The sequence below is a fragment of the Vibrio mangrovi genome (assembly GCF_024346955.1).
In the GTDB taxonomy this organism is placed as follows: domain Bacteria; phylum Pseudomonadota; class Gammaproteobacteria; order Enterobacterales; family Vibrionaceae; genus Vibrio; species Vibrio mangrovi.
This window is the reverse complement of sequence record NZ_AP024883.1, coordinates 3,060,284-3,080,570: the sequence shown is the minus strand read 5'-3', so window position 1 is coordinate 3,080,570 and position 20,287 is coordinate 3,060,284. Positions and strand designations below refer to the sequence as shown.

Annotated in this window: 19 protein-coding genes and 2 pseudogenes; 15 read left to right on the top strand and 6 right to left on the bottom strand. The window is 46.3% G+C overall.

What is annotated here, in order from left to right; genetic code table 11:
* Nucleotides 1–41: 41 nt before the first annotated feature.
* Both ubiH and OCU74_RS13575 read left to right on the top strand, forming a co-directional pair.
* The gene (gene ubiH, locus OCU74_RS13580; protein ID WP_087481228.1) at nucleotides 42–1,220 is read left to right on the top strand and encodes a 2-octaprenyl-6-methoxyphenyl hydroxylase; all 1,179 of its coding nucleotides are present in this window, start codon (nucleotides 42–44) and stop codon (nucleotides 1,218–1,220) included.
* A gap of 12 nt (nucleotides 1,221–1,232) precedes the next feature.
* Nucleotides 1,233–2,453 carry an FAD-dependent 2-octaprenylphenol hydroxylase gene (locus OCU74_RS13575; RefSeq protein WP_087481229.1) on the top strand — a complete coding sequence of 407 codons (1,221 nt, stop codon included), beginning with the start codon at nucleotides 1,233–1,235 and terminating at the stop codon, nucleotides 2,451–2,453.
* A 60-nt stretch (nucleotides 2,454–2,513) separates the two neighbouring features.
* On the opposite strand, the gene OCU74_RS13570 is transcribed toward OCU74_RS13575, so the two are convergent.
* From OCU74_RS13570 to ygfZ, 3 genes are all read right to left on the bottom strand, one after another.
* A complete protein-coding gene (locus OCU74_RS13570) occupies nucleotides 2,514–2,720 on the bottom strand; it encodes a DUF1107 domain-containing protein (RefSeq protein ID WP_087481230.1) in 207 nt (68 codons plus the stop codon).
* A 759-nt stretch (nucleotides 2,721–3,479) separates the two neighbouring features.
* On the bottom strand, nucleotides 3,480–3,953 hold the full coding sequence (locus tag OCU74_RS13565) for an aminoacyl-tRNA deacylase (RefSeq protein ID WP_200807741.1): 474 nt from the start codon (nucleotides 3,951–3,953) through the stop codon (nucleotides 3,480–3,482).
* Nucleotides 3,943–4,917 (bottom strand): tRNA-modifying protein YgfZ, encoded by a 975-nt coding sequence (gene ygfZ, locus OCU74_RS13560; protein WP_087481425.1) that lies wholly within the window; start codon nucleotides 4,915–4,917, stop codon nucleotides 3,943–3,945. Before ygfZ ends, OCU74_RS13565 begins: the two co-directional genes overlap by 11 nt.
* 317 nt (nucleotides 4,918–5,234) lie before the next feature.
* Between ygfZ and OCU74_RS13555 the strand changes: the two genes are divergently transcribed.
* Nucleotides 5,235–5,495, top strand: a complete 261-nt coding sequence (locus OCU74_RS13555) for an FAD assembly factor SdhE (RefSeq protein ID WP_087481232.1) — start codon at nucleotides 5,235–5,237, stop codon at nucleotides 5,493–5,495.
* 31 nt (nucleotides 5,496–5,526) lie between these two features.
* Nucleotides 5,527–5,889 (top strand): hypothetical protein, encoded by a 363-nt coding sequence (locus OCU74_RS13550; protein WP_087481233.1) that lies wholly within the window; start codon nucleotides 5,527–5,529, stop codon nucleotides 5,887–5,889.
* Between the two features lie 278 nt (nucleotides 5,890–6,167).
* Here OCU74_RS13550 and nadB read toward each other — a convergent pair whose 3' ends face one another.
* Nucleotides 6,168–7,778, bottom strand: a complete 1,611-nt coding sequence (gene nadB, locus OCU74_RS13545) for an L-aspartate oxidase (protein ID WP_087481234.1) — start codon at nucleotides 7,776–7,778, stop codon at nucleotides 6,168–6,170.
* Nucleotides 7,779–8,203: 425 nt separating this feature from the next.
* Here nadB and rpoE point away from each other — a divergent pair, with 425 nt between their 5' ends.
* From rpoE to acpS, 11 genes are all read left to right on the top strand, one after another.
* Nucleotides 8,204–8,776 (top strand): RNA polymerase sigma factor RpoE, encoded by a 573-nt coding sequence (rpoE, locus tag OCU74_RS13540; protein WP_087481235.1) that lies wholly within the window; start codon nucleotides 8,204–8,206, stop codon nucleotides 8,774–8,776.
* Between the two features lie 32 nt (nucleotides 8,777–8,808).
* On the top strand, nucleotides 8,809–9,474 hold the full coding sequence (locus tag OCU74_RS13535; protein ID WP_087481426.1) for a sigma-E factor negative regulatory protein: 666 nt from the start codon (nucleotides 8,809–8,811) through the stop codon (nucleotides 9,472–9,474).
* A complete protein-coding gene (rseB, locus tag OCU74_RS13530) occupies nucleotides 9,471–10,454 on the top strand; it encodes a sigma-E factor regulatory protein RseB (RefSeq protein WP_087481236.1) in 984 nt (327 codons plus the stop codon). Before OCU74_RS13535 ends, rseB begins: the two co-directional genes overlap by 4 nt.
* On the top strand, nucleotides 10,451–10,921 hold the full coding sequence (locus OCU74_RS13525) for a SoxR reducing system RseC family protein (protein WP_087481237.1): 471 nt from the start codon (nucleotides 10,451–10,453) through the stop codon (nucleotides 10,919–10,921). Before rseB ends, OCU74_RS13525 begins: the two co-directional genes overlap by 4 nt.
* A gap of 144 nt (nucleotides 10,922–11,065) precedes the next feature.
* The gene (gene lepA, locus OCU74_RS13520; protein WP_087481238.1) at nucleotides 11,066–12,859 is read left to right on the top strand and encodes a translation elongation factor 4; all 1,794 of its coding nucleotides are present in this window, start codon (nucleotides 11,066–11,068) and stop codon (nucleotides 12,857–12,859) included.
* A gap of 124 nt (nucleotides 12,860–12,983) precedes the next feature.
* Nucleotides 12,984–13,880, top strand: coding sequence for a signal peptidase I (gene lepB, locus OCU74_RS13515; RefSeq protein WP_087481239.1), 897 nt, complete (start codon nucleotides 12,984–12,986; stop codon nucleotides 13,878–13,880).
* Between the two features lie 86 nt (nucleotides 13,881–13,966).
* Complete coding sequence (gene rnc, locus OCU74_RS13510) at nucleotides 13,967–14,644, top strand: ribonuclease III (protein ID WP_087481240.1); 678 nt, start codon at nucleotides 13,967–13,969, stop codon at nucleotides 14,642–14,644.
* Entirely contained in the window at nucleotides 14,637–15,602 is a 966-nt protein-coding gene (gene era, locus OCU74_RS13505; protein ID WP_087481241.1) for a GTPase Era, read from the top strand. Before rnc ends, era begins: the two co-directional genes overlap by 8 nt.
* A gap of 110 nt (nucleotides 15,603–15,712) precedes the next feature.
* Entirely contained in the window at nucleotides 15,713–16,444 is a 732-nt protein-coding gene (gene recO / locus OCU74_RS13500; protein ID WP_087481242.1) for a DNA repair protein RecO, read from the top strand.
* Nucleotides 16,441–17,172, top strand: coding sequence for a pyridoxine 5'-phosphate synthase (gene pdxJ, locus OCU74_RS13495; RefSeq protein WP_087481243.1), 732 nt, complete (start codon nucleotides 16,441–16,443; stop codon nucleotides 17,170–17,172). The genes recO and pdxJ overlap by 4 nt, the downstream gene beginning before the upstream one ends.
* Before the next feature lie 3 nt (nucleotides 17,173–17,175).
* The gene (gene acpS, locus OCU74_RS13490; protein ID WP_087481244.1) at nucleotides 17,176–17,565 is read left to right on the top strand and encodes a holo-ACP synthase; all 390 of its coding nucleotides are present in this window, start codon (nucleotides 17,176–17,178) and stop codon (nucleotides 17,563–17,565) included.
* Here acpS and OCU74_RS22120 read toward each other — a convergent pair.
* Nucleotides 17,554–17,889: pseudogene (locus OCU74_RS22120) on the bottom strand (Hpt domain-containing protein); the annotation flags it as partial. The gene acpS and the pseudogene OCU74_RS22120 overlap by 12 nt on opposite strands.
* A gap of 78 nt (nucleotides 17,890–17,967) precedes the next feature.
* A pseudogene (gene barA / locus OCU74_RS13485) lies at nucleotides 17,968–20,271 on the bottom strand (two-component sensor histidine kinase BarA); the annotation flags it as partial.
* Between the last annotated feature and the right edge of the window lie 16 nt (nucleotides 20,272–20,287).

Sequence of the window (20,287 nt, the reverse complement as noted above, 5' to 3'; positions counted from 1 at the left end):
GAATGTGAAAACGGATATGAGTGAGAACGGAAAATAGTCGAGTGAAAATATTTGATGTCATTATCTCTGGTGGAGCAATGGCCGGTGCAACACTGGCGCTGGCTTTAGATGCCCGCTTTGGCGGTAAACTCCGGATTGCTGTTGTCGAATCATGTGATATTTCAGCTCAGGTTCATCCTGGATTTGATGCCCGTTCCATTGCACTCTCTGACGGAACGGTACAGATACTCAGAGAATACCGGCTATGGGATGCTATCCAACCTTATGCGACGCCAATTTCTCATATTCATGTTTCTGACCGGGGACATGCAGGTATGACCGATATTAAAGCAGAGCCACTTGGACTATCCGCTCTGGGATATGTGGTCGAACTGGCAGAAGTCGGGCAGGTTTATCATCGCTTGTTACAGGAACGTCCGGCGATTTCTCTGTTTTGTCCGGCTTCGATCCGTACGGTGGAACGCTCGGAAACCGAAGTCCGGATTTCGTTGGAGGATGAGACGACTCTTTACGGTAAGCTGTTGATTGCCGCCGACGGGAATACGTCAACCTGTTGCCAACAATTGGGAATCTCTTCTGAAATTCACGATTTTGAACAAGTTGCTGTCATTGCCAATGTCGAAATCAGTCAGCCTCATCAGGGCAGAGCTTTTGAGCGATTTACGCCGACCGGACCACTCGCTTTACTGCCAATGAGTCGTCAGCGTATGTCAATGGTCTGGTGTGTCAGACCAGAGTCACTGGAAGGTATAACAGGTCTGGATGACAATGAGTTTCTTTTGGCGTTACAACAAGCTTTTGGCTGGCGGCTAGGCAAAATGAAGCGGGTCGGAAGCCGGGTTGCATATCCCTTAAAGCTAAGTTATCGCTCCCGGGCTGTTTCACACCGGTTTGCGATTATAGGCAATGCAGCGCAAACGCTTCATCCGATTGCCGGGCAGGGGTTTAATCTGGGGATTCGGGATATTGCGACACTGGTTGACGAAGTACGCCACCATCCCGAAGATGTCGGAAATTATGCGGCTCTACATGCATTTCAGCAACGCCGGGAACCGGATCGGCAAAAAACGATGGAAATGACTTCCACTCTGGTCCACATCTTCTCAAATGAGTGGTTTCCTGCTGTTGTGGGAAGGAATCTGGGGCTGATGGCTATCGACAATCTGTCTGTACTCAGAAAGCCCTTGTTGACCCGGACATTGGGACAAGTGTCTCGCTAAAAGGTTTTATATATGATGCAAAGTTTTGATATTGCCATTATCGGTGGCGGAATGGTCGGACTAACGCTGGCTGCGGCACTGAAGAATACAGACCTGAGAATTGCCGTAATTGAAGGGCACACACCCGATCCTACATTGGGAGAATCTCCGGATATCCGGGTCTCTGCGTTAAGCCGTGCCAGTGAGCAGATATTGAAAAATGTCGGGATTTGGGATGGCATTATTCAGCGTCGGGCTGCCCCTTACCGTGAAATGTATGTGTGGGAGAAGGATAGTTTTGCTCATATTCAGTTTCACTGTCAGCAGCTTGCGCAGCCGGATTTAGGTCATATCGTTGAGAATCGTGTCATTCAACTGGCAGCATTGGATGCGGTTCAGAATCAGAACAATGTTACTTTTTTCATGCCGTCTCAGTGTCAGAGTATGGTTGTTGGTGAAAGTGAAGTCTGGCTAACACTTGATAACGGTAGTTCACTGACCACCAAGCTGGTTGTGGGGACTGACGGAGCAAATTCCTGGGTTCGTCAGCAGCAGGATATTCCTTTGACTCACTGGGACTACGGACATGCAGCTTTAGTTGCGAATGTGATGACGGAAGAACCTCATCAGCAAGTCGCCCGGCAGATCTTTACGCCACAGGGGCCATTAGCGTTTCTGCCTCTGGAGCATCCGAACATGTGTTCTATCGTATGGTCGACTGAGCCACTAAGAGCAAATGAACTACTGACTATGGAAACCGAATCGTTTAACCGGGCGCTTTGTGTCGAGTTTGATCACCGCCTCGGTTTATGTGAGCTGGTGAGTGAACGGGCTGTGTTTCCGTTGAAAATGCGTTATGCACGGGACTTTGTGTGTGATCGTATTGCATTAGCCGGAGATGCAGCACATACGATTCATCCACTAGCTGGGCAGGGGGTGAATCTCGGACTGCTTGATGCCGCGTCACTGGCTCAGGAAATTACAGTCTTATGGCAGCAGGGAAAAGATATTGGTTACCGGCGTAATCTCCGCCAGTATGAGCGGTGGAGAAAGGCTGAAGCGGCGAAGATGATTGCAGCAATGCAAGGATTCAAAGAGGCCTTTGCCGGGGATTTTCCGGTGAAAAAGTTGCTCCGGGGCGTTGGAATGTCAGTGTTGAATCAGATCCCGACAGTAAAAAATGAAATGATGCAGCGAGCACTGGGCATTCGGGGAGATTTGCCTGAATTGGCTAAATCAACATTTTCTGAGTGAGAATGGATGTAGAGCAGATATTCTGATGGGCAACTAACCGAAGCCGTTGCCCGTATCGGATTAAACATGGATGTACTTCAATCGCATGATTTCCTGATTGACCTCTTTGACCGTCTGGTAGTGGCGTGGTTCGGCTTTTTCCGGGAGGATTAGTTTCCCCTGATCGAACTCAAATTTACCGATGCCATAAATGTAGATTCTACCTTTAAATAGTCGACTAATATGTTTAGCAATCATACCGGGTGTATAGCGCTTAAACAGTCTCATATCATCGTCCTTTTGTGAATGCCTGAGGTATTTGTTGACCTGAGTTGCTCAGGATCGGCAAACCTCACTATAAACATTGTGAGAAGCCAACTCACTCTAACTATTCTATTTAGTCTGTCTCTTTATGTTGTGATATTTGTAGTGGAATAATCACGACATGATGAGTTAATTAAATTTTTGTGCTGTCATCTACATATTTAGCAGAATTAAATGAATTCTTTGTATCTGTTCTGTTAACTCTGAGACAACTTACAATTCACGTCTGCAATCAGGCGATATGCCCGTTTTCGGTGGTCCATTAAGCCGGATAAATATGACATTTTTATAACGGGATAAATGAACCTCTGTGAAATTTCTGTCATTCCCGGTTGCTCTGTTACAGAAAAATCATCAGCCTTTGGAGCTGTGTAACTGATCTATTCTTATCTCTGAATATAGATTTTGACCGGTCACTGTCAAAAAAAATCCCCCGATGACAGATTAAAAAAAAGCCCGCATCTGTACGGATGCGGGCGAAATAGTCACAGATGCATTACACAAAAAGTGGATGTACTGAATGAATTCAGTGGATTCACTTTTCAGTCGGTTCAGTGGCTAACATGCTGAGGAAGCGTCACAGAACCAACGAAATAAGACTACGTGAAAAATAGAGCTGTGACTATTTATGTTTTATTTTTGACTAACAATTCATTTATTAATTTGGTTATATTTGATCTGTATCACATGTTTGTGAAATGGATTACATCAATAAACATAAGGTTAGCGGTGAATAGAAGTCACCAATGGGTGAACAAGATCGAGTAAATCCTGAACTTGCATGGCTATTCCGGCTTGTAGATGTCCGCTACTGATTGTGATTTCTTGTTCCTGAGTAATTTCAGGATCAAACAGAATGGGTATTTCCGTTTTCAGGAGTAGCGGAGCGACCGCACCAACGGGATATCCGGTGATTTGCAGGACTTTGTCACTGGCTGCACAAGTCATTCTTCGCCATCCGAGACAGGCTCTGACTTTCTTTGGATCGACAGATAAATGCCCCGGGACACAAGCGAGTGCATAGCGATCACCCATATCTCTCAGTAAGACACATTTGACCATCTGAGCAGGTCTGATGCCCCGTAACATTGCCACTGATTCAATGGTGACAGCCGCCTCTTTTTGCGGCAGCAGCCGGTGGGAAATCTGCTGCTGCCGGAGAAAATGAAGGACTTTTGTCTCCAGATTATGATTCATCATCCAGACTATATGGGAGTGGTTGTATTTTCCATTCGGTTTGGGGATGTCCTGTGATTCTGAATCGGGTGCCATCTTCCAGATTGTTAGGGAGGACGATCAGGCCAAGTGCGGTGTTATCACTGAATGAAAAAAATGTAAGAAAACGTCCGGCAGTACGCCAGTTTTCTCCGACGGAACGTTCCAGCTCAAGCGGGTGGTCGCTGTTTAGTGTGGTATCTGTGTTCCCTTGTACAATATACATGGCTCGCTTGTTGATACCACGATATTTGGCTCTGGCTACAGTTTCCTGACCGGTATAGCAGCCTTTGGTGAAGCTGATGCCGCCAAGAGCCTGAAGGTTCAGTGCCTGAGGAATATGCTGTTCCTGCTCGTCAGATGTAACAACTGGCAGTGCTTCTTCGATATCAAAACGAGTCCACAGACTCTCAGTCACTTTTTCACCGCTGAAGTTCTCGGTCAGTGTCTGGGCTGCGGATTCATTGAGTAGCAACAGCCAGCGTTGTGGGGAAACTTTTACGGCAGTGCCACCTTCAATCTCACGAACATCCCCACGGGAGTTACTCAGTGTATCGATGTAGTCTTCAGCATTCTTTCCAAGTACACCCAGAGCAATATCGCTTCCCGGAAGCAGTTCTATTTTAGAGAACACGGCATATTTTCTGAGTTCCCGCAATTCTGCTTCGATTGCACTAAGAGGCTGGAACATGGCATAGCCGTTTTTGTGATGGAATATCCGGAAGACAGACCATGTTTTTCCTTTAGGATCGCAGTGTGCGCCATATGTTGACTGATCTTTTGCGAGAGAAACAACATCACAGGTCACCTGGCCTTGCAGGTAGGATTTTTGATCATCTCCGGTGGCTGAAATGTATCCCCATGAAGTGAGATGAGTCAGGAGTAAATTCGGTAATGGAGTTTCTGGCGTATGCTCGAAAGGGTGAAAATTATTTTCCCAGTTCATGTTCTGTATCACCTTCTGCCGATTGAATGAATGCATTCTATACCCAAATCTTTTGAGACCCAAGTCACCTCCGGATTCACCCTTGATATGTACCGGATTGATGGGGTTTTAAAAGGGGATGAAGATGGATATTTGTCCACAAACACGGGTGAGTTCAAATCATGTCATCGTTTTCAGACAAATCTTTTGCTAACTATCCGGAAGATATGTTAAATCGGATAAGTTTTGTCAGCCTGGTGTGGATTGTGATTCAGTGAGTGGTTGGCAGATCGTTCCCTTGATACACTTATAAAAAATTAAATCAATGAGGTTTTAGAATGTATACCGACGAAGAGAAGGCCCGGATTAAGTGGGCATGCCGGCGTGGTATGTTGGAGCTGGATGTGGTGATTATGTCATTCTTTGAGGAGTGTTTTGAGCAGTTGAGCGAATCTGAGCAGCAGGATTTTGTATCGCTGCTTGAGTGTGATGATCCGGATCTGTTTTCCTGGCTCATGGGACACAAACGGAGCGAAAATCTGAGCCATGCATCTATGGTTGATAAGATGGTTGCTTATAACCTTGGTAAAGTCCGTTAGTCTTTGTCCTTCAGTTTCTTTGAATGCCTGCATGGTTCAGTTGTTTATTGTTCAACTCTCCATTTGGGCATTACTTATTGCCGACCTTCCTCTGATTATCTCTGTTATTTTGATTTTCTGGCTGCTGGGCCATTGGGTTGAGCGGGCACTGTTACTCCCTTTTATATCAGAGTCGTGCCGATACACCGACTCCGGAAACCTCGTTTATGCACAGCGACAACAACTGATTGAGAGAATTGAAATCTCTTTTGCAACGTGGTTCGTTGTTTTTGTCGGGCAACAGGGAGAGCGTCAGATACTTTGGCGGGACAGTTGCCGGGAACAATCATACCGACAGATTGTGGTGCTGGAAAAACGGAGGCGTTATCGCCCCCGTTTGTCATTGGATTCCTGAAGCAAGGGGCTGTTGACCTTTCGTGATGTTTTTTGCAGCAATTTGTCGTTCATTTAGCCAAGGCAGGTCATGTGAAGTGTAGCGATCTACATGAACTATGACCTAACGCTGGATAAATGGGCGACAAATGCTGCCCATAGGGTTCATCATCTGAACGTGTCTTGCTCTTTGTTGCGGGTCATTTGCTTAGGATGGCTAAGCGGCATGCCCCGCGCCGCGATCAACACCCGTTCAGATTGAACAAAACTCAACCACGAAAGGTCAACAGCCCCTAGTGTTCAGAAATCTTGTGGATCAAGAATTGTCGGTCCGCTGTTTTCCTGCTGTTCCGGATAGTCGAGGGTATAATGCAGCCCCCGGCTTTCTTTACGTTGCATCGCACAACAGATCATCAGTTCGGCAACCTGAAGCAGGTTTCTGAGTTCAATCAAGTTATTGGAAACTCTGAAATTACTATAGTATTCATGTGTTTCCTGCTGGAGCAGATGAATACGCCGCAGGGCCCGTTCCAAACGCTTATCCGTCCGGACGATCCCCATGTAATCCCACATGAACAGGCGGAGTTCATGCCAGTTATGCTGAATGACAACTTCTTCATCGGAGCAGGTGACCTGACTTTCATCCCATGGCGGAAGCGGGCCTGCAATCTGAGCATCCTCAAGTTTGCTGAGAATATCCTGTGCTGCTGCACGAGCATAGACCACACATTCAAGTAATGAGTTTGATGCCATGCGGTTGGCTCCGTGTAAGCCTGTATAGCTGACCTCACCAATTGCGTATAACCGGCTGATATCTGTTTCACCCTGTTGATTTACCATGACTCCGCCACAGGTATAATGGGCTGCAGGGACAATTGGGATCGGTTCTTTGGTCATGTCGATTCCCAGACTCTGAAGCCGGGAGTAAATCGTCGGGAAATGTTTTTCAATAAAGTCGGCGGGTTTATGACTGATATCGAGATACATACAATCCGCACCAATTCGCTTCATTTCGTAGTCAATGGCTCTGGCGACGACATCCCGGGGAGCCAGTTCCGCACGTTCGTCAAAGTCCGGCATAAACCGGGAACCATCGGGGCGACGCAAGAATGCGCCTTCACCTCGTAAGGCTTCCGTTAACAGAAAATTGCGGGATTCAGGATGATAAAGACAAGTTGGATGGAACTGGTTGAACTCCAGATTGGCGACCCGGCAACCAGCACGCCAGGCCATCGCAATACCGTCTCCTGATGAGACATCCGGATTTGACGTATACTGATATACTTTCGATGCACCGCCGGTCGCCAGAATAATGAATTTTGCTTTGACGGTTTCTACATGTTCATCATTCCGGTTCCAGACATAGGCGCCGATAATTTTCTTTGGATCTCCGCCAACTTTATCTTCGGTAATCAGGTCAAGGGCATTATGACGTTCCAGCACTTTGATATTCGGGTGATTTATCACGTTATCCTGCAAAGAGGTTTGCATTGCCATTCCTGTAGCGTCAGCAGCATGCAGAATTCTTCGGTGGCTGTGCCCGCCTTCACGGGTCAGGTGGTATTTAGGATGATCATCATTGCTGTCTTCATCCAGATCAAACGGAACGCCGCCGTCAATCAGCCACTGAACACATTCTTTGGCATTCTCTGCAATAAAGCGGACCGTCTCTTCTTCACAGATACCGCCACCGGCAATGAGCGTATCCTGAACATGTGATTCGATGCTGTCTGATTCATCGAATACCGCTGCAATTCCTCCTTGTGCATAATAGGTTGCTCCTTCACTCCAGGAGCCTTTACTCAGCACAATCACCTGGCATTTTTCTGCAACGCGTAATGCGAGTGACAGCCCGGCAGCACCGCTTCCGATAACGAGCACATCGCACTGATGTTCTTGATTTCCACTCATAGTTTTCTATTTTCCCAAAAATATTTTATTTCCTGCCCATCTTCGTGATGAACATGGTTCCCTGAATCGACAATTGAACCTTAAGTATTGATGTATAGAGGCGATATAATGAATCAAGAAGATAGAAAGAATGAATGGATTCCCGATTTCGCTTGTTTTTCTCTTTCACTACATGCAATGCTTTATAAATATGGTTGTCATCGACGAAATTTTACCTCATTCGGGGGAAGTGACGAAGCTCAAATTTGTGGAGAGGAATATTCCCCTCTAGAATGAAGAAAAATTTTTAAAGCCGGGGGAACTATTTCCCTGCGCATGAGTCTCACTATACTGCTCATGTAAGCGGTGGTGTCAATACTACATTTTGAAGTATTAATACCCATATCTGAGAAGGTAAGGGATGAACGATAGGAGTATACGCTCGAATGCACGAGCAGTTAACTGATCAAGTATTGATTGAGCGCGTTCAGAGTGGAGATAAGCAAGCCTTTAATCTCTTGGTGGTGAAGTACCAGAATAAAGTTTGTAACCTCATCGCCAGATATGTGAACAACAGCGGTGACGTTGCTGATGTCGCTCAGGAAACTTTTATTAAAGCCTACCGGGCTATTCCTTCATTTCGGGGAGAAAGCGCGTTTTATACCTGGCTCTATAGGATTGCTGTCAATACGGCAAAGAACCATATAGTTGCACAGAGTAGACGCCCTCCTGCGAATGATGTGGATGCTGAAGAGGCTGAATATTACGAAAATGGCAATGTTTTAAAAGAAATTTCGAACCCAGAGAACATTACGTTGTCGAAAGAATTGAAACATGCTGTTTTTGCGGCAATTGATGCGTTGCCTGAAGATTTGAAGACCGCAATGACTTTGAGAGAGCTGGAAGGACTAAGCTATGAAGAGATTGCTGCGGTAATGGATTGTCCTGTCGGAACAGTACGATCCCGGATATTTCGAGCACGAGAGGCGGTAGAAAAGCGGATTGCTTCGCTTTTGTAATGTCTGGAGTTGTCTAGATAATGGTGAATAGAATGGCTGATAAAGAAAAACTTTCGGCGCTTATGGATGGCGAATTGGTCGATAAATCGTTGATAAGCGAGTTATCTCAGGACCATGAAGGTTTAATAACATGGCGCAATTATCACATGATTGGTGATGTGATGCGTGGTGATACGCCTCAGGGAGAATGGGATATTGCCGGGCGGGTAGCACTGGCGCTGGAAGATGAGCCTGTTTATGGACAAGACATTGCCCACAGACAGAATAAAGCTGAGAACTCGGACACTTTAAATGTAACGCCTTTGGAGTCTCAGCCTTTACCAAAACAGTCGAGGAGACAATTGCCCGCGTGGCTTGGCTCGTTGGGTCAGGCAGCCGTTGCCGCTTGTGTTTCTCTGGTCGTGATTGTAGGGGTTCAGCAGTATAATACCGACGACGGCACTGGAGCTGTGACTGCTTCTGACAGTGGGCAACTTCCCGTGTTACAGACCATTCCTTTAGCCGGAACGGCTGAGCCTGTGAGTCTGACCCGTGATTCGGTTAAGAAACATGTGACTGAAAGTAGTGCACAAGAACAGCGTCGCCGTGTGAATGCGATGTTGCAAGATTATGAGTTACAGTTAAGACTTTATAATAGTCAAAAAAATCGGGAATCATCCTATCGTCCAGGTGGACAGCAAGAGTTAGTTGTTGAATGAAAAAATTTCTGGTCAGTGTTGTGACTGCGCTGTTCAGTGTGAACATCTCATTAGCCTTTGCAGATGATACGTCTGCAGAGGCTTTATTGCATCAGATGAGCCGCGCCAGCCAAAAATTAAACTACGAACTTTCCTATATTCTGATTAAGAAAAATGGGATTGAGCCATTGTTGTATCGACATGCCGTTGAAGATGGTTATTCTCTGGCACATTTGATCTACTTAAGTGGCCCCGTCCGGGAAGTCATTCGCCGTGGTGATGAGGTGAGTTATATCGAACCCGGTGTTGAACCTTTTACGATTGAATCCGGTAAAATGGTAGCTCCGGTTATTCCATTGCTTCACAGCGATATGACCCAGCTCAGTAACTATTATGATTTTGTCAAAATTGGCCGGGGAAGAGAGGCCGGAGCTGCTTGTCAGGTTATTCGTGTCGTACCTAAAGATGGGCTGCGTTATTCCTATGTTCTTTGGATCGACGAACGAAGTAATCTTCCGCTACGGGCCGACTTAGTCGATCGGGATGGTGAAGTGCTTGAACAATACCGGACCATTTCTTATTCCCTGAGTGATAAATTAGCTGAGTTGATGCTGAACCTGAATAAGGCTCAGCTTCCTCAGGTTCTTTCGTTGCCTGAAAATCCGGTCAAGAAAACATTCTGGGATGTTGGCTGGGTTCCTGATGGTTTTACCTCAAAAGAACTGAATCGTTACCGGATGGCGATTACGAATCGTCTGGTTGAAAGTCAGATCTATACCGATGGCCTGTTCAGTTTTTCTGTTTACGTGGCTGATAGTGATAACCACTCCCTGAAAAATCAGCTGATACGTCAGGGACGCCGGACATTACAAACGCTGGTGAAAGGAAAAAATGAAATTTCGGTTATTGGAGATATTCCTCCGGCAACGGCAAAACGGATCGCGCAGTCTGTGACATTTGAATCTCATTCGAATGTCACAACAGAGGATAAGCAGCCATGATGACTGCTTTGGCAACTGTCGCCAGTGTTCAGGGAACTCCCGGTGATTACCAGATTGAGTTAAGTTGCCAGCAACAAACTAGTTGCAGTCACTGTTCCTCTTCCTCCAGCTGTGGTACCGGTGTGGTTTCTAAAGCGATAGGTAATAAAGCTTTAACCTGGCAATTGCATACCTCTCATCAGGTTAAAACCGGTCAGGTTGTTGAGATCGGATTTCCGGAAAAAAGCTTGTTACAGTCCGCAGCCCTCGTTTATTTATTCCCTTTGCTGATGATGATCCTGGGTGCCTTGATCGGGCAGCTATGGGTTGCTTCTCTGTTTGGTGGTGGAGAGGTGTGGATCATTGCTTGTACGGCTGTTTTTACTGGAAGTGGCATATGGATTGCCAAAATGCTGGCCAGAAGGATGGAACAGCGTTCTCAGGCGGAAGTCGTTTTGATCCGGGTTTTGGGAGAGGTGATTCTCTGACATGAGATGTGCTGAACTGATTTATGATGCGAATCCCTTTTAAATTGGGTAGAATCTGCCAACTTAAATGGAATAGAACCTGTATATTGAGACGGTTTGTTCTTTTTCTTCTACATATTGAAAGAGTTTAGTCATCCCAAACCTATGAAGCACATTCGTAATTTTTCGATTATCGCCCATATTGACCACGGTAAATCAACCCTTTCCGATCGCCTGATTCAGGTGTGTGGTGGCTTAAGTGACCGTGAAATGGCAGAACAGGTTCTTGATTCTATGGATCTTGAACGTGAGCGTGGCATCACCATTAAAGCTCAGAGTGTGACTCTGGACTATCAGGCAAAAGATGGTGAAACATACCAGCTTAATTTTATTGATACGCCCGGACACGTTGACTTTTCATATGAAGTTTCCCGTTCTCTGGCTTCTTGTGAAGGGGCTTTGCTGGTGGTTGATGCTGGTCAGGGGGTTGAAGCTCAGACTCTGGCAAACTGCTATACCGCAATCGAAATGGATCTGGAAGTCGTTCCGGTTCTGAATAAAATCGATTTGCCTGCGGCTGAACCGGAACGTGTTGCGGAAGAAATCGAAGATATCGTCGGTATTGATGCGATTGATGCTGTGCGCTGTTCGGCGAAAACCGGGGTGGGTGTTGACGATGTTCTGGAACGAATCGTTTCAGATATTCCGCCACCGGAAGGGGACGAGAGTGCTCCGTTACAGGCACTGATTATCGATTCCTGGTTTGACAACTATCTTGGAGTCGTTTCTCTGGTTCGGGTGAAAAACGGTGTCCTGAAAAAGAATGACAAGATAAAAGTCATGAGTACCGGGCAAGCCTGGGGTGTTGATCGGATTGGGATCTTTACACCGAAGCAGGTTGATACCGAGCAGTTACGAACCGGCGAAGTGGGTTGGGTTGTCTGTGGTATCAAAGATATTCTTGGTGCGCCGGTCGGGGATACTTTAACGCATGCGAAGCACGGGTGTGAGAAACCATTACCCGGATTTAAGAAAGTAAAACCTCAGGTGTATGCAGGATTATTCCCGGTTTCGTCTGATGATTATGAAAATTTCCGTGATGCTCTGGGTAAACTAAGTCTTAATGATGCATCGCTGTTTTATGAGCCTGAGACATCCGCTGCTCTTGGGTTTGGTTTCCGTTGTGGTTTCCTTGGTATGCTCCATATGGAAATCATTCAGGAACGTCTGGAGCGGGAATACGATCTCGACCTGATCACCACAGCACCTACGGTGGTTTATGAAGTTGAACAGACCGATGGTGAGGTCATTCATATCGATAGTCCGGCAAAATTACCGGCAGTGAATGATATTCAGGAAATCCGGGAACCGATTAGCCGTTGTAATATTCTGGTTCCGTCCGAGTATCTGGGCAATGTGATTACACTCTGTATTGAAAAACGTGGTGTGCAGGTTGATATGGTTTATCACGGCAACCAGGTTGCCCTGACTTATGATATACCGATGGCCGAAGTCGTACTGGACTTTTTTGACCGGTTAAAATCGACTTCTCGTGGTTATGCGTCTCTGGACTACTCTTTCCAACGGTTTGAAACGTCAAGCATGGTACGTGTTGATGTTCTGCTCAATGGAGAGCGGGTTGATGCCTTGGCGATTATTACCCACAAAGATCAGGCTCAGACGCGTGGACGTCTGCTCGTGGAAAAAATGAAAGAATTTATTCCCCGGCAGATGTTTGATATTGCGATTCAGGCTGCAATCGGTAACCACGTGATTGCGCGGTCAACCGTGAAGCAGTTGCGGAAAAACGTACTGGCTAAATGTTACGGTGGTGACGTGAGCCGGAAGAAAAAACTGTTGAAGAAACAGAAAGAAGGGAAAAAACGCATGAAACAGATTGGTAACGTAGAGTTGCCTCAGGAAGCGTTTTTAGCCATTCTCCACGTTGGTAAAGATTAATTTGCGCCCGGCGTTGGCCGGAGATGAGATACCCAAACAGGCCTTTGAGGTTACTTGGGTATAAACAACCCAAGTGAAAGAGTTCAGGCTCTTTCACTTTCGTATTTTTAACAAAGGGAAGTTCATGGCGAATACATTTTCACTCATACTGGTCATTGTGACGCTTGTGACGGGGATTATCTGGGCTCTGGAAAAATTTGTCTGGGCGAAGCAGCGCCAGCAAAAAATCGATGACATTCTGGCTCAGACGAATGAGCTCGATCCATCCCTGCAGAGTAAAGTCTTACCGCAGCCGTGGTGGGTAGAAAATAGTGTTTCTATTTTTCCGGTAATTGCTTTGGTTCTGATTGTCCGGTCATTTATTTTTGAACCATTCCAGATTCCTTCAGGCTCGATGAAGCCTACGCTTTTAGTTGGTGACTTTATTCTGGTACAAAAATTCGCTTATGGGCTGAGAGATCCGGTAACTCATACCCAGTTACTGGAAACCGGCAAGCCGGTACGTGGTGACATCGTTGTTTTCCGTTATCCGCCGAATCCCAGTGTTGACTATATTAAGCGCGTCGTTGGATTACCGGGAGATATTGTCCGCTATAGCCCGGATAAACGTATCTGTATTCAGCCTAAAGGGGAGTCGGTTTGTAAGATTGTTTCTCAGTCCAACCGGGTCCGTAGTGAACTGAAATCAAATGTCGGTCCGATGGTTCAGATGGATGAACAGTTAGGTGAGGTGAACCACCATATTCTGGTGAGTCCATGGCGGATGGATAATCCGATCAATTATAAACCTCGTCCGGGTGTCAACGAATGGGTTGTGCCGGAAGGTCATTATTTTATGATGGGAGATAACCGGGACAACAGTTCAGATAGCCGCTACTGGGGATTTGTTCCTGAAGCGAATCTGCTCGGTAAGGCTGTTGCAATATGGATTAGCTTTGAATTTGACCGTTCACCGGATAGCGTGCTGCCATCATGGGTTCCGACAGGGGTTCGCTTTAACCGGATTGGTCAGATTCATTAGTATTTACCGATAAGTCTTCTTATCAGGTCAATTTGTTATATTAACCAGGCTGGTCAATTAGATCAGCCTTTCAATATTGAGAAATCATGAATTCTCCAACACATCAACTAGAGAAAAAATTAGGTTACCAGTTCAACGATGCAGCTGTGCTGGAACTGGCACTGACACACCGGAGTGCCAATGGACAGCATAATGAGCGTCTTGAATTTCTGGGCGATTCAATTTTAAGTTTTGTCATTGCAGATGATTTATACCATCGTTTCCCAAAGAGTAATGAGGGAGACATGAGCCGTATGCGTGCGACTCTTGTCCGGGGAAATACTCTGGCTGAGTTGGCCCGGGAATTTGGGTTGGGAGATTACTTAAAATTAGGTCCAGGAGAGTTGAAAAGTGGCGGTTTTCGCCGGGATTCAATTCTTGCTGATGCTGTAGAAGCGATCATTGGTGCGATTTATTTAGATAGTGGTATCGAGTCAGTCCGCCGTATTATCTTAGACTGGTATCAGAGTCGTTTGAATGCAATTCAGCCGGGCGTGTCCCAGAAAGATCCCAAAACCCGGCTGCAAGAGTATCTGCAGGGAAGAAGAAAGCCGCTTCCTGTGTATACAGTGACTAATATTAAAGGTGAGGCACACAACCAGGAATTTACTGTGTCATGTGAAGTCGCGGGTATTGGAATGCCTGTTATCGGAAAAGGCACCAGCCGCCGCAAGGCAGAACAAGCGGCTGCAGAGCTAGCACTAGAGCAATTGAACCATGGCTGATAAAGAATTTGATATTGATGCTTTCTTCGCTTCTGAATCTCAGGAAGAAAGTCAACCGGAGAACCAGCATTGCGGGTTTGTGGCTATTGTTGGCCGTCCCAATGTCGGTAAATCAACGTTACTGAACCAGTTGCTGGGACAGAAAATCTCCATCACATCGCGTAAACCTCAGACGACCCGGCACCGGATCATGGGGGTTGATACTGATGGTGATTATCAGGCGATTTATGTTGATACTCCCGGATTGCATATCGAAGAGAAACGGGCGATTAACCGCTTGATGAATCGTGCTGCAAGTAGTTCACTGAGTGATGTGAATCTGGTTCTTTTTCTGGTTGAAGGAACACACTGGACGAAAGATGATGAGATGGTGTTTAACAAGCTGAATAAAGCTGGTTTTCCTGTGATTCTTTGTGTCAATAAAGTCGATAATGTAAAAGACCGCAATGAAGTGATGCTTCATATGCTTGAACTTTCCAAGAAGATGGAATTTGTCGATGTGATCCCTATTTCGGCCAAGCACGGAAAGAATATTGATGCTATTCGCCAGCATGTGCGGGAACATTTACCGAAAGCGGTACACCATTTCCCCAGTGAGTACGTGACCGACCGTTCGCAACGTTTTATGGCGTCGGAAATCCTGCGGGAAAAGATTATGCGTTTTACCGGTGAGGAACTTCCTTATTCGGTAACGGTTGAAATTGAGCGTTTTGATTACAACCCGGAAACCGATGGTTTCCATATCAATGGCTTGATTCTGGTTGAGCGTCTTGGCCAGAAAAAAATGATTATCGGCAAAGGTGGCGAGAAAATCAAAACGATTGGCCGTGAAGCTCGTCTTGATATGGAAGAGTTGTTTGGCCGTAAGGTTTATCTGGAAACCTGGGTTAAAGTGAAGTCAGGTTGGGCCGACGATGAGAGAGCCCTGAGAAGTCTGGGATATATTGACGATCTATAATTCGTTTCTAGCTCTTTGGGATGAGACATCGGCTCAGGCTGGTTTAAACAAAGTTGAATTACAAAAGTTCATCAGCCCTGAGGAAGACTTCCCTCAGAGAGATAGGAATCATGTCAGAGAGTCAACTTCAGCGCTGCTTTGTGTTACATCGGCGCTCTTATAGCGAGAGCAGCCTGATCATTGACATTTTCAGTGAAGAATTCGGGCGAATGACCCTTTTGTCGAAGGGGGCAAGACGGGCCCGTTCCCCACTAAAAGGTGTATTACAGCCATTTGTACCGCTTTTGCTGAAATGGTCGGGAAAAGGGGCAATGCGGACACTGCGTCAGGCTGAAGCTATTAGTCTGGGTTTACCTTTAACCGGCATTCATTTATATTCCGCTTTATATGTCAATGAACTACTGGCACGACTCATCCCTTCAGAAGTTCCCCTGCCGGGACTTTTTTATGATTATCTGCAAGTATTGACCGAACTGGCACAGTCATCGAACCCGGAACCAGCTTTACGGCGTTTTGAACTGTCTTTGCTGTCTTGTCTGGGCTATGGCGTTGACTTTCTGCATTGTGCCGGCAGTGGCGAACCGGTGGTTCCGGATATGACTTACCGGTACCGGGAACAGAAAGGCTTTATTGCTTCCGTCAGGAAAGATAATCTGACCTTTCTGGGGGAAGAGCTAATTGCTATTAGTGAGCGGCGTTTTACAACACAAGCACAGTTACAGGCTGCCAAACGTTTTACCCGGATAGCACTAAAACCATATCTGGGAGCAAAACCGTTAAAAAGCCGGGAACTGTTTATTTCTCAAATTGGTATTTCGAGAGCACGGAGTAAAGGAACATGAGCGCAATTCTTTTAGGCGTTAATATCGATCATATTGCAACACTACGGAATGCACGTGGCACTAAATACCCGGATCCGGTTCATGCAGCTGAAGTCGCTGAACGTGCCGGTGCAGATGGCATTACAATTCATTTGAGAGAAGATCGCCGTCATATTCTGGATCGCGATGTGAAAATTCTGCGGGATACTCTGCAAACCCGCATGAATCTGGAAATGGCTGTTACAGACGAAATGGTTGAGATTGCTTTAGAGGTTCGTCCGGATTTTGTTTGTCTGGTTCCTGAAAAACGTGAGGAATTAACAACCGAAGGCGGACTGGATGTTCTGGGACAGTTAGACAAAGTTAAAGCGGCCACGCAAAAGTTAACGGAAGCTGGTATCAAGGTGTCACTCTTTATTGATGCCGATAAAGAACAAATTGATGCTTCGAAGGCGTGTGGCGCACCTTATATTGAGCTGCATACCGGTCATTATGCCGATGCTGAAACGATGACAGCCCAGCAGGATGAACTGAAGAAAATTGCCGCAGCCGCCAGTTATGCCAGTGATATCGGCTTAATGGTCAATGCTGGTCATGGGCTGACCTATCACAATGTTGCGGCCATCGCCTCTATGCCGGAGATTCATGAATTGAATATCGGCCATTCTATTATCGGTCGGGCTGTGTTTGATGGGCTTGCTAAGGCTGTTGCTGATATGAAGTCTGCGATGATTGAGGCAAGACGTTAATTTATGGCGATTGTTGGCTTTGGTACGGATATTGTTGAAATTGAACGGATTGCTGCGGCGATTTCCAGAAATGGAGACTCCTTTGCACAACGGATTCTGACTGAAAGCGAGTTTGCCATTTATGCCCAGAGCAAAAAACCGGAGCGGTTTCTGGCTAAGCGGTTTGCTGTGAAGGAAGCCGCATCAAAAGCGCTGGGAACAGGGATTGCGCAGGGGGTTTCGCTCTATGATTTTACTGTGTCAAACGACGAACATGGTAAACCTCGTCTGCAACTGAGCGGAAAAGCCGAAAAGCTTGCCCATTCGATGGGCGTTAATGCGATTCATCTTTCGATCTCTGATGAACGGCGTTATGCCGTTGCTTCTGTCATTATTGAAAAATCAGGCGATTAAATCTTTCGCTGCGTTGGCTACTTTCTCCATTTCATCTTGTAATTCAAACAGTTCGGGTTCAAGGCTTTCTATATTTGTGCCCGAACGCAGAGATTGTTCCAGTGTGGCGCATATTTTTCTTAAACGGGGAACACCACTATAAGAACAGCTTCCGTGTAATTTATGAATGTGATGGAGTAACGTTTCCTGATCTGACTCCCCATTGAGCGAATGCTCAATGATCTGATTAATTTCCGGGATGGACTCAACCAGCATCCTGAGCATGTCTCTTGCTAAGTCTTCTTTGTTCGCCGCCTGTTTCAGAGCCATATTCCAATCAACAACAGCTTGTTGGGATGTGTTTTGCTGTACACCAGTCGATTGTAGTGTTTGTAGCGGTAGGTTTTCTGTCAGGGGAAGCTGAGCTTGAGGATTCCAGTGAACCAGCACTTGTTGGAGAACATGTTCTTCAATCGGTTTGGTCAGGTAATCATCCATTCCTTCATTGAGTAACCGATCCCGTTCTCCGACCATTGCGTGTGCTGTCACGGCAATAATCGGTGTGGTCGTATTGATTGGCAGTCGTTTAATTTCCTGACAGGCTGTAACCCCATCCATCTGAGGCATCTGAATATCCATAAAGATAATATCGAACTTCTGGCGACTGGCGATATCGACAGCTTCCTGTCCATTGGTACAACTGATTACCGTATCGACTCTTTCCTGTAAAAGTGCGGTAATTAATTTCAGGTTGGCGGGGTTGTCATCAACAGCCATAACGGTTAGTGGCATTTTTTCAATAGCAGTATGATGGAGAGTTTCTTCCCGGAAAGGGGAAAACTCCGGCCGGGCGTCCAGCATCATTTGTAACAGTTTTTTTCGGGCTAGTGGTTTAGTCAGACACAGAACATTTTCGGAACAGGCCACGGCTTTCTCAACTAATGCTTCAGCTTCTTCGGCAATAATCTTCTGGGCCGGGGAGAAATTGAGAATGACATAGTCGGCATGATATTCAGTGTCGGGGAAAACAGACATATAATTAACCCGCAATCCGGACTGGGCCAGTGTTTGTTGCAGAATAGAAGCGGACTGCATATGTGACTCAATCAACATTACTTCCTTACCGGTCAGCTGTTTTGGTGTATACCATTCGCCCATATCGATATCCGCAGTATGCAGACGAATTGTAAACCAGAAAGTAGAACCCCGGTGTAAACGGCTGGTCAGACTGATTTCTCCGCCCATCTGACTCACCAGTTTTTGTGTAATGACCAGCCCCAGCCCGGTTCCGCCATAACGACGGGAGATACTGGCGTCAGCCTGACTGAATGCCTGGAACAATTGTGCCTGTTGCCGTTCGGAAATACCGATGCCAGTATCCCGGACCATAAACTGTAGTTCAACTACATCATCCCGAACTGAACGAAGCTCGACACTGATATCGATGTTGCCCCGTTCTGTAAATTTAATTGAGTTGCCGACAAGGTTGGTGATGACCTGCTGGATTCGTAATGGATCTCCGACCAGACCCACCGGGATCTTGGGATCCACTTTCAGATTGATTTCCAGGCCTTTTTCATGTGCACTGGTTGCCAGAAGATCCACCACTTCTTCCAGGTTTTCCTGTAACTCAAATGGGACATTTTCCAGAGCCAGTTTACCGGCCTCCAGCTTGGAGAAATCCAGAATGTCATTGATGATATTCAGGAGGTTGTTGGCGGATTTCTCAATGGTTTGCAGATAATCTTTCTGGCTGTTTGTGAGCTGGGTTTTGAGTATCTGACGGGTAAACCCAATTACACCATTGAGTGGTGTTCTCAATTCATGAGACATATTGGCCAGAAATTCTGATTTCACGCGGGCGGCTTCCTGAGCCCGTTTCTTAGCTATATCCAGTTCGACGTTTTGGATCTCAAGCTGTTCAAGTGTTTCCCGTAGATCGGAAGTCGCCTGATCAATACTGTGCTGCATTTCGACATGGTATTCTGATAAAGAGACAGCCATCGCATTAATCCCTTTCTTCAGTTCATCCAGTTCCCCATGCATTTCACCTTCGATCCGAACATCCAGATGTCCCCGACGGATCCGGTCAAGCATGTTCTTCATATGGGTAATCGGGCGGGTAACATCATGCAGTAAGCGGAATGCGAAAACACCGGAGAGAGCCAGGCCCAGAACCAGAACCAGAATCGCGGAAAAAATTTCCTGATATTGCTGGAGCCGCAGGGATGACAGATCAAGCTCAATCACAATGTAGCCGAGTACAGGTAAGGTTTCCGCATTCGCTGTACCGTCGATTAACCGGCTCTCGGCCAGAATCGGAGTTCGGAGTATCAGCGTATTGTTATCCTTCATCTCCGAGCTGCCCAGAATAGGAATTGGCTTGTTTTTCGGGTAAGTCAGAGATTCGAAATGAGGATGAAAGTTGGAGGTTACAAAGAGTTCGTGGAATTTATCGAAAACGGCAATACTTCGGACAAACTGAGAGTTTTTCCTATGGGCGTAACTGATAATACGCCTCACGGATTCTCTGCTCTGTTTCTCCAAACCTTCTTCACTGGCTATCGCCAAAGGTTCGATGATATTTGAGCCGGCGTTAATGACCTGAGATTCAAGATCGTGATAACGATTGTAAGAAAAGAATGCACTTAACAGCAGGCCGATAATCAGTGTCGGAGCCAGAGTCAGTGTGATGACGCGGGTGCGCAAGCCATATTTGGTGGTCATTAGTATCTAAATATCA

What these genes read in the sequence shown, in the direction of transcription:
- OCU74_RS13550 (WP_087481233.1), top strand. Translation starts at nt 5,527, where the DNA reads ATGGTTCAGTTGTTTATTGTTCAACTCTCCATTTGGGCATTACTTATT.
- ygfZ (WP_087481425.1), bottom strand. Translation starts at nt 4,917, where the DNA reads ATGAACTGGGAAAATAATTTTCACCCTTTCGAGCATACGCCAGAAACT.
- OCU74_RS13575 (WP_087481229.1), top strand. Translation starts at nt 1,233, where the DNA reads ATGATGCAAAGTTTTGATATTGCCATTATCGGTGGCGGAATGGTCGGA.
- OCU74_RS13535 (WP_087481426.1), top strand. Translation starts at nt 8,809, where the DNA reads ATGGCTGATAAAGAAAAACTTTCGGCGCTTATGGATGGCGAATTGGTC.
- lepB (WP_087481239.1), top strand. Translation starts at nt 12,984, where the DNA reads ATGGCGAATACATTTTCACTCATACTGGTCATTGTGACGCTTGTGACG.
- OCU74_RS13570 (WP_087481230.1), bottom strand. Translation starts at nt 2,720, where the DNA reads ATGAGACTGTTTAAGCGCTATACACCCGGTATGATTGCTAAACATATT.
- rseB (WP_087481236.1), top strand. Translation starts at nt 9,471, where the DNA reads ATGAAAAAATTTCTGGTCAGTGTTGTGACTGCGCTGTTCAGTGTGAAC.
- era (WP_087481241.1), top strand. Translation starts at nt 14,637, where the DNA reads ATGGCTGATAAAGAATTTGATATTGATGCTTTCTTCGCTTCTGAATCT.
- rnc (WP_087481240.1), top strand. Translation starts at nt 13,967, where the DNA reads ATGAATTCTCCAACACATCAACTAGAGAAAAAATTAGGTTACCAGTTC.
- recO (WP_087481242.1), top strand. Translation starts at nt 15,713, where the DNA reads ATGTCAGAGAGTCAACTTCAGCGCTGCTTTGTGTTACATCGGCGCTCT.
- pdxJ (WP_087481243.1), top strand. Translation starts at nt 16,441, where the DNA reads ATGAGCGCAATTCTTTTAGGCGTTAATATCGATCATATTGCAACACTA.
- nadB (WP_087481234.1), bottom strand. Translation starts at nt 7,778, where the DNA reads ATGAGTGGAAATCAAGAACATCAGTGCGATGTGCTCGTTATCGGAAGC.
- OCU74_RS13525 (WP_087481237.1), top strand. Translation starts at nt 10,451, where the DNA reads ATGATGACTGCTTTGGCAACTGTCGCCAGTGTTCAGGGAACTCCCGGT.
- OCU74_RS13555 (WP_087481232.1), top strand. Translation starts at nt 5,235, where the DNA reads ATGTATACCGACGAAGAGAAGGCCCGGATTAAGTGGGCATGCCGGCGT.
- rpoE (WP_087481235.1), top strand. Translation starts at nt 8,204, where the DNA reads ATGCACGAGCAGTTAACTGATCAAGTATTGATTGAGCGCGTTCAGAGT.
- acpS (WP_087481244.1), top strand. Translation starts at nt 17,176, where the DNA reads ATGGCGATTGTTGGCTTTGGTACGGATATTGTTGAAATTGAACGGATT.
- OCU74_RS13565 (WP_200807741.1), bottom strand. Translation starts at nt 3,953, where the DNA reads ATGAATCATAATCTGGAGACAAAAGTCCTTCATTTTCTCCGGCAGCAG.
- lepA (WP_087481238.1), top strand. Translation starts at nt 11,066, where the DNA reads ATGAAGCACATTCGTAATTTTTCGATTATCGCCCATATTGACCACGGT.